This is a genomic window from Bacillus sp. LR--39 (assembly GCF_053613335.1).
In genome coordinates this window covers 1-623 of sequence record NZ_JBSIOT010001125.1, presented here as the reverse complement: position 1 = coordinate 623, position 623 = coordinate 1, and the positions used below count along the sequence as shown (strand labels likewise).

Sequence of the window (623 nt, the reverse complement as noted above, 5' to 3'; positions counted from 1 at the left end):
GATATCCTCTTTTTCTGAGCATGTTGATCGCTATACCGGACACGATGGCGCCGGCCAAACCGCTGACTAAAATCAGCACATCAGCAGCCGCTAATGATAAGATACGATGAAACAGGCTGGCAAAGGATTCTCCCGGCGACTGGACATAGCTGATCAGCTTTTCTTTGCTGATAATGAAAAGGCATACAATCGGATAAATCACAGCCATAATCCAAGACATTCTCAGCAGCATGTTTAATAAGAAACCGATTCCAAAAAACAAGACAAAAAACAAAACAATTGAGATGATTACGACTGGCAGACTAATCAACCTATTCCACCCCCCTGCGTTGTTTTTAGTGTAACGCGGGGGCTGAAATAAAGTCAACGGCTGGAAAAAGAATGACTGTCTTTTCCTGTCCCCTGGCAAGACGGACAAGTCTCTGAACCGCCGAGAATCAATTGAAAATATCCTTTCCCTGAACAAAATGGGCATGCATGTGAAGCGGTTGTCGTTGCAGTTTTCATCTAATCATCACCCTTTTTCTTAATTTTCTGATAATATACCATATCAAGCTGTCAACAATAAAGTCAGATCATGTGACAAATCTTTTGATGTAAGCGGAAACATACTTATTTTCCTC

General features: G+C 41.7%; 2 protein-coding genes. Both read right to left on the bottom strand.

Features of this window, described 5'->3' with window-relative positions:
* Nucleotides 1–310, bottom strand: a 310-nt coding sequence (locus ACWHAR_RS28865; RefSeq protein WP_452088673.1) for a YuiB family protein, incomplete at its 3' end; no start/stop codon positions are given.
* A gap of 53 nt (nucleotides 311–363) precedes the next feature.
* A complete protein-coding gene (locus tag ACWHAR_RS28860) occupies nucleotides 364–507 on the bottom strand; it encodes a YuiA family protein (protein WP_003243733.1) in 144 nt (47 codons plus the stop codon).
* Nucleotides 508–623 lie beyond the last annotated feature (116 nt).

Excerpts from the sequence above, each read along its gene's own strand:
- ACWHAR_RS28860 (WP_003243733.1), bottom strand. The coding sequence starts at position 507 with ATGAAAACTGCAACGACAACCGCTTCACATGCATGCCCATTTTGTTCA.